Raw genomic sequence first — 7,851 nt, 5'->3', positions numbered from 1 at the left:
ACCCCGCGACGGCCTTCTGGGGAGCCGCAGCCGTCCTCGCCCTGCAGCTCGCCGCCCGCGGCCGACTGCTGCCCGGCCTCACCGCCACCGACCACGACGCCTGGCGCGTCGGTCCACTCGACGGCGACGACCTGGAGAAGGTACGCGAGCTGGCCGCTGCCATGCCGCCCGCCGCCCACGCGGTGGCGCTGCCCGGCAGCGCCCCCCTGCTGCTGCCCGACCCCGAACGGCATCTGCGCGCCTTCCTCGACGCGGTCGCGGACGGGTTGCCGCGCTCGCCCGCCGCGTCCGTGGCCGCGGGCGGCCCCGCCTTCGCCGCTGCCGCCCCGCGGCGGCTTCCCGAACAGCGCGTCTGGGCCGCCGACGTCGCCGCCGGGCACGACGCGGGCGTACGGCTGTCGCTCCGTATCGAACTGCTCCAGGGCACCGGCACCGGGCCCGGTTTCCGCGCCGTCCTCCAGCTGCACAGCCTCACCGACCCGTCCCTGCTCGCGGACGCCGCCGAGGTGTGGGCGGGCAGCGCGCCCGCCGGTGCGGCGCTCGGCCCCCGGGCCCGGATGGACGCCCTGCTCACCCTGCGGCGCGCGGCCCGCGCCTGGGCGCCGCTCACCCCGCTGCTGTCCGCCGCCGTGCCCGACGCGGTCGACCTCGCCGACGAGGAGGTCACCGAGCTGCTGGGCCCGGCGACCGGGGCGCTGGATGCCGCCGGGGTGAAGGTGCACTGGCCCAAGGAGCTGGTGCGCGGGCTCACCGCGCGCGCCGTCGTCGGCCCGGACGACGCGGAGGGCCCGGACGACGCGGAGGGCCCCGAGCAGAGCCAGGGCCCCCGGACGCCCTCCTTCCTCTCCGCCGACGCGCTGCTCCGCTTCAGCTGGCGGTTCGCCATCGGCGACCAGGAGCTGACCCGGGAGGAGCTGGACCGGCTCGCCGAGGCCGGCCGCCCGGTGGTGCGGCTGCGCGACCAGTGGGTGGTCCTGGACCCCGAGTCGGCGCGGCGCGCCCGCGACCGTCAGGACCGCAAGCTCGCCCCCGTCGACGCGCTCGGCGCCGTCCTCACCGGCCGTGTGGAGGCCGACGGCACCGAGGTCGAGGTGCGGGCCACCGGCTGGCTGGCCGCGCTGCGCGACCGCCTCGCCCGCCCCGGGGAGGACGACGGCGGACCGCCCGTCGCCCAGCCCGCGGCCCTGGCCGCCACCCTGCGCGACTACCAGCTGCGCGGGCTGGACTGGCTGGTCCGGATGACGTCGCTCGGCCTCGGCGGCTGTCTCGCCGACGACATGGGGCTCGGCAAGACCATCACCCTGATCGCGCTGCATCTGCACCGGCAGGACGTCCCCGGGGCCGCCGGGCCCACCCTGGTGGTCTGTCCCACGTCGCTGATGGGCAACTGGCGGCGCGAGATCGAACGATTCGCGCCGGGCACGCCCGTGCGCCGCTTCCACGGCACGGCGCGCAGCCTGGACCGTCTCGCGGACGGGGAGTTCGTCCTCACCACGTACGGCACGATGCGGCTCGACACGGACCGGCTGGCCGGGGCGGGGCCCTGGGGCATGGTCGTCGCCGACGAGGCCCAGCACGTCAAGAACCCGTTCTCGGCGACCTCCAAGCGCCTGCGCACCATCGGGGCCACGGCGCGTGTCGCGCTCTCCGGCACCCCCATCGAGAACAACCTCTCCGAGCTGTGGGCGATCCTCGACTGGACCACACCCGGGGTGCTGGGCACCCATGACGCGTTCCGCAGGCGCTACGCCCAGGCCGTGGAGAGCGGAAGCGACCCGGACGCCGCGGCCCGGCTGGCGAAGCTGGTCCGCCCCTTCCTGCTGCGGCGCCGCAAGTCCGACCCGGGCATCGCGCCCGAACTCCCGCCGAAGACCGAGACGGACCGGGCCGTCACGCTCACCAAGGAGCAGGCCGGGCTGTACGAGGCGGTGGTGCGGGAGATCCTCGCGGAGATCGCGGTCACGGGCGGGCTGGAGCGGCGCGGGCTCATCGTCAAGCTGCTGACCGGGCTGAAGCAGATCTGCAACCATCCGGCGCAGTACCTGAAGGAGGACCGGCCCACCATCGTCGGCCGGTCCGGCAAGCTGGAGCTGCTCGACGAGCTGCTCGACACCATCCTCGCCGAGGGCGCGAGCGTCCTCGTCTTCACCCAGTACGTGCAGATGGCCCGGATCCTCGAAGGCCACTTGACCGCGCGTGGAGTACCGGTCCAGCTGCTCCACGGCGGCACGCCGGTGGCGCGCCGCGAGGAGATGGTGCGGCGCTTCCAGGACGGCGAGGCACCGGTGTTCCTGCTGTCGCTGAAGGCCGCGGGCACCGGGCTGAACCTCACCCGCGCCGGTCACGTCGTGCACTACGACCGCTGGTGGAACCCGGCCGTAGAGGCGCAGGCCACCGACCGCGCGTACCGCATCGGCCAGACCCAGCCGGTGCAGGTCCACCGCCTCGTCGCGGAGGGCACCGTGGAGGACCGGATCGCCGCGATGCTGGAACGCAAGCGGGAGCTGGCCGACGCGGTGCTGGGCTCCGGCGAGGGCGCGCTGACCGAACTGACCGACGCCCAGCTCGCGGAGCTGGTGGAGCTGAGGGGGAGCGAGCGTTGAGCCGTACCGGACACTCCGGGGAGAACGGGTACGCCGAGGACGCGCCCGGCGCGCGGCCCGAGCGCACCCTCCCCGCCCTGCCACCCGCCCAGGGCCGCGGCTTCGCCCGCACCTGGTGGGGCCAGGCGTGGCTGAAGGCCCTGGAGGACACCGCGCTGGACAACGGGCAGCTCAAGCGCGGCCGCAAGCAGGCGCGCGAGGGCGCGGTCGGCGCGGTGTGCGTACGGCCGGGGCGGATCACCGCGGTGGTACGGGACCGGGACCGCACCCCGTACCGCTCGGATGTGCTGCTGCAGGAGCTGGACGACGGCGAGTGGGACCGGCTGCTGGGGGTGGTCGCGGAGCGCTCGGGGCACATCGCCGCGCTGCTCGACCGCGACATGCCGCCGCAGCTGGTCGAGGACGCGGCAGCCGTGGGCGTCGATCTGCTGCCCGGGATAGGTGATCTGGAGCCGGAGTGCGCGTGCGAGGCGTGGGACCACTGCCCGCACACCGCCGCGCTGTGCTACCAGGTCGCCCGGCTGCTGGACGAGGATCCGTATCTGCTGCTGCTGATGCGCGGGCGCGGGGAGCGGGAGCTGCTGGACGAGCTTCAGGTACGCAGCGTGGCGCACGCCGCCCGGCACGCCGCACCGGCCGGGGAAACGGCCGGGGAGCCTCCCGGGGACGAGGCTCCCTCCGCTGCACAGGAGGGCGTACCGGCGCAGGCGGCGTTCGCCGCGCCCGGCCCGACCGCGCTGCCCGCTCCCCCACCCGCCGTCGCCGCCCCCAGCCGCCCCCCGGCGCTCGCCGGGGGCACGGACCCGGCGCCCGGGCTCGATGTGGTTGCGCTGGAGTTCCTCGCGGCGGACGCCGCCGTACGCGCCCAGCGGCTGCTGGCCGAGGCGCTGGCTCCCGGCCATGCCGTCTCCCCCGTCCCGGCCGCGCTCACGGAGTGGCAGGACACGGTGCGGCTGACCGCTACCGGTCCCCCGGCCGCCATCGCCGCACGGCTCGCGGCGGGCTGCGGCCGCGACCGCCTGGATCTGGCCCGCGCGGTACGCGCCTGGGAGCACGGCGGGGCCGCGGCGCTCGCCGTGCTGGAGGAGGAGTGGACACCGGACGCCGAGGCCCTGGCGCGCGCCCGCGCCCAGCTCGCCAGCGCGTGGGAGGAGGGCGAACGGGCGCCCCGGCTGCGCGTGGCGGGTAACCGCTGGACGGCGGTGGGCGCCGACGCCCAGGTGCGCTACGGGCGCGACGGCCGCTGGTGGCCGTACCGGAAGGACCGGGGCCGCTGGTGGCCCGTCGGGCCGTCGGCCCAGGACCCGGAGGCAGCCCTGGCGATGGCCGCCCCGGACTGACCCGGCATCAGGCGGGCGCCGGTGGGACCGGGCGCGGTCCCACGGTGGCGGTCCGGTCCCACCGGCAGCAGGCCGGTTCCCGTGGCGGCGGGCGGGCTCCCGGCCCGCCCCCGCGAGGGCGGCAACCTTTCGCGGAGGCGCGGCAACCGTAAGGCGTCAGAAACACCCCGCACACGCCTCCACGGGACGGAGATCCCCCATGCCCCCAACGCGTCCGCGCTCCCGGCGCCGCCGCCCCGGTCCGTTCCTCGGCCCCCTGGCCCTCGCCACCGGTGCCGCGCTGATCGCCGCTCCGGCCGCCGGATGGCTCGGCGACAGCGGCCGGGCCCACGCGGCAGGTTCCGCCGCGGCGGCGACCCTCGTCGTCGCCAAGGACGGCAGCGGTCAGTACACGACCGTCCAGGCGGCCGTCAACGCGGTCCCGGCGAACAACTCCTCCGCGGTCACCATCTCCGTCAAGCCCGGCACCTACCGGGAGACTGTGAAGATCCCCTCCAACAAGCCGCACATCCGGCTGGTGGGCAGCACCGGCAACAAGAGTGACGTGACCATCGTCTACAACAACGCCTCCGGCACTCCCAAGCCCGGCGGCGGGACCTACGGCACCAGCGGCAGCGCGACCGTCGCCGTCGAGGCGGACGACTTCCAGGCGCGCCATCTGCAGTTCGTGAACGACTTCAACGAGGCGAACACGAGCATCACCGACAAGCAGGCGGTCGCGCTGCGCACCGCGGCCGACAAAATCGTGCTGGACAACATCGGTGCGGTCGGCGACCAGGACACCCTGCTGCTCGACTCGGCGAGCAAGGACAAGACCGGCCGGGTGTACGTCAACAACTCCGTCATCCAGGGCAACGTCGACTTCGTCTTCGGCCGCGCCTCCGCCGTCATCAACAAGTCGGCCATAAAGCTCGTCAAGCGCTATGACGGCAGCTCCGGCGGCTATGTCGCGGCGCCCTCGACGGCGGCGGGCAAGAAGGGCTTCCTGTTCATCAACAGCACCGTCAGCGGGGACGTCAGCAGCAGGTCCTTCTATCTCGGCCGCCCCTGGCACGCGGGCGGGGACGCGAGCCTCGATCCGCAGACGGTCGTCCGCAACACGAATCTGTCGGCGGCGGTCAAAACCACGCCGTGGACTGACATGGGCGGCTTCTCCTGGAAGGACGACCGCTTCGCGGAGTACAAGAACACGGGCGCCGGTTCCGGTACGGCGAGCGGCGACCGGCCGCAGCTGACCGACGCGCAGGCCGCCGACTACGAGACCGCGGACTGGCTCGCGGGCTGGCAGCCGTCCTGATCCGGCGGGTCCGGTGAACTCCGGCCGCCGGTCCCGTCGGGGGGCGGGACCGGCGGCCGGTCGCTCTTGAGGTGACTGCCGGGATCAGCCGCGCGCGGCCAGCAGATGGTCCATGGCGAGCTGGTCCAGGCGCTCGAAGGCCATGCCGCGCCCGGCGGCGGCCTCGGCGTCGAACTCCTCGAAGGCGGTGCGGTCGGCGAGCAGCGCCGCCGGAGTCTCGCCCTGCTCCAGCGTGGGCCGGGCCAGCTCGTCCAGGCGCGAGGCGCGCAGCGCCTCCTGGACCTCCGGGTCGGCACGGAAGGCCGCCGCCCGCTCCTTGAGGATGAGGTAGTTGCGCATGCAGCCCGCGGCCGACGCCCAGACGCCCGCGATGTCCTCGGTGCGCGGCGGCTTGAAGTCGAAGTGGCGCGGGCCCTCGTAGCCGCCCGTCTCCAGCAGGTCGACGAGCCAGAAGGCGGCCCGCAGATCACCCGCCCCGAACCGCAGGTCCTGGTCGTACTTGATGCCGGACTGGCCGTTGAGGTCGATGTGGAAGAGCTTGCCCGCCCACAGCGCCTGCGCGATGCCGTGCGGGAAGTTCAGCCCGGCCATCTGCTCGTGGCCGACCTCGGGGTTCACCCCGTACAGCGCGGGCCGCTCCAGCCGCTCGATGAAGGCGAGGGCGTGGCCGACGGTGGGCAGCAGGATGTCGCCGCGCGGCTCGTTGGGCTTGGGCTCGATGGCGAAGCGCAGATCGTAGCCCTGCTCGGTGACGTACGCGCCGAGCAGGTCGAAGGCCTCCTTCATCCGGTCGAGGGCGGCGCGCACGTCCTTGGCGCCGCCGGACTCCGCGCCCTCGCGGCCGCCCCAGGCCACATAGGTCTTCGCGCCCAGCTCGACCGCGAGGTCGATGTTGCGCAGGGTCTTGCGGAGGGCGTAGCGGCGGACGTCCCGGTCGTTGGCGGTGAAGGCGCCGTCCTTGAATACCGGATGGGTGAACAGGTTGGTGGTGGCCATCGGCACGGTCATGCCGGTGGCGTCCAGGGCCTGCCGGAAGCGCTTGATGTGCGACTCGCGCTCGGTCTCCGAGGCACCGAAGGGGATGAGGTCGTCGTCGTGGAAGGTGACGCCGTACGCGCCGAGTTCGGCGAGCCGGGTGACGGACTCGACGGGGTCGAGCGCCGGGCGGGTGGCGTCCCCGAACGGGTCCCGGCCCTGCCAGCCGACCGTCCACAGGCCGAAGGTGAACCTGTCCTCAGGGGTGGGGTTGTAGCTCATCACAGCTCCCTCGCCTATTTCGTCAGGGCGCTTTACAAATTAGTATGCGCGAGCATTCCGGGGAAGCCCCGCTCATCAGCCGCGGAGACTCTCCGCGGCGGACAGGGACGCAGTCGCATCACACAGGGACGCAAGGGAGAGCGCGAGATGGCAGCAGCAGCCGTGCCCGTGCCGGAAGGACCGCTGGTCGTGGGCGTGGACAGCTCCACGCAGTCGACCAAGGCGCTGGTCGTCGACGCCGCGACCGGCCGGGTCGTCGCACGCGGCCAGGGTCCGCACACCGTCGGCGGCGGCGCCGGCGGCGAGGGCAAGGAGAGCGATCCCGAGCAGTGGTGGGAGGCGCTGGCGGAGGCGCTGCGGCAGTGCGGCCCGCACGCCCGGCAGGCAGCCGCGGTCTCCATCGGCGGCCAGCAGCACGGGCTGGTGACGCTGGACACCTCCGGCCGTCCGGTGCGCCCCGCGCTGCTGTGGAACGACGTGCGCTCGGCGCCGCAGCGCGACCGGCTGGTCGAGGAGCTGGGCGGCCCCAAGGCGTGGGCGGAGCGGACCGGCAGCGTGCCCGCGACATCGTTCACCGTCACCAAATGGGCCTGGCTCATGGAGAACGAGCCGGAGGCGGCCCGCGCCACCGCGGCCGTCCGGCTCCCCCACGACTACCTCACCGAACGGCTCACCGGATACGGCACGACCGACCGCGGCGACGCCTCGGGTACCGGCTGGTGGGCGTCCGGCAGCGAGGCGTACGACGAAGAGATCCTCGGCCGGGTCGGACTCTCCCCCGCCCTGCTGCCACGCGTCCTGCGGCACGGCGAGGCGGCCGGGACGGTACGGGACCTGCCGGACCTGCCGCTGCCCACCGGCGCCCTGGTGGCCACCGGGACCGGTGACAACATGGCCGCGGCCCTCGGGCTCGGGCTGCGCCCGGGGCAGCCCGTGCTCAGCCTCGGCACCTCCGGCACCGTGTACGCGGTCTCGGAACACCGGCCCGCCGATCCGACGGGGACGGTCGCCGGGTTCGCCGACACCCGGGAGGCCTGGCTTCCGCTGGCCTGCACCCTCAACTGCACGCTCGCCGTCGACAAGGTCGCCGCGCTGCTGGGCCGGGACCGAGAGGCGGTGGAGCCGGGCGGCCACTCCGTACTGCTCCCCTTCCTGGACGGCGAGCGCACCCCGAACCTGCCCCACGCCTCCGGGCTGCTGCACGGGCTGCGCCATGACACGACGCCGGGCCAGCTCCTCCAGGCCGCCTACGACGGTGCCGTCTTCACCCTGCTGACCGCGCTCGACCAGGTGCTGGACGCGGACGCGGCCCCGGATACGCCGCTGCTGCTCATCGGCGGCGGCGCCAAGGGCA

The 7,851-nt window shown here is 74.4% G+C and carries 4 protein-coding genes and 1 pseudogene; 4 read left to right on the top strand and 1 reads right to left on the bottom strand.

Features of this window, described 5'->3' with window-relative positions; genetic code table 11:
* The 3 genes and pseudogenes from ACZ6CL_RS42530 to ACZ6CL_RS42520 all read left to right on the top strand — a co-directional run.
* Positions 1-2,603 (top strand): DEAD/DEAH box helicase (locus ACZ6CL_RS42530; RefSeq protein ID WP_468946852.1); only part of this gene is annotated, 2,603 nt, incomplete at its 5' end.
* Positions 2,600-3,943, top strand: coding sequence for an SWIM zinc finger family protein (locus ACZ6CL_RS42525; RefSeq protein ID WP_468946850.1), 1,344 nt, complete (start codon positions 2,600-2,602; stop codon positions 3,941-3,943). The genes ACZ6CL_RS42530 and ACZ6CL_RS42525, both read left to right, overlap by 4 nt.
* Before the next feature lie 334 nt (positions 3,944-4,277).
* A pseudogene (locus ACZ6CL_RS42520) lies at positions 4,278-5,240 on the top strand (pectinesterase family protein); the annotation flags it as partial.
* A gap of 84 nt (positions 5,241-5,324) precedes the next feature.
* On the opposite strand, the gene xylA reads toward ACZ6CL_RS42520, so the two are convergent.
* Positions 5,325-6,497: a xylose isomerase gene (gene xylA, locus ACZ6CL_RS42515; RefSeq protein WP_468946848.1), complete on the bottom strand. Its 1,173-nt coding sequence runs from the start codon at positions 6,495-6,497 to the stop codon at positions 5,325-5,327.
* Positions 6,498-6,644: 147 nt separating this feature from the next.
* Here xylA and xylB point away from each other — a divergent pair.
* Positions 6,645-7,851 (top strand): xylulokinase (gene xylB, locus ACZ6CL_RS42510; protein ID WP_468946846.1); only part of this gene is annotated, 1,207 nt, incomplete at its 3' end.

This window comes from Streptomyces sp. NPDC041200, from assembly GCF_055591805.1.
This window is presented reverse-complemented; position numbering and strand designations above follow the sequence as displayed.

What these genes read in the sequence shown, in the direction of transcription:
- xylA (WP_468946848.1), bottom strand. Translation starts at nt 6,497, where the DNA reads ATGAGCTACAACCCCACCCCTGAGGACAGGTTCACCTTCGGCCTGTGG.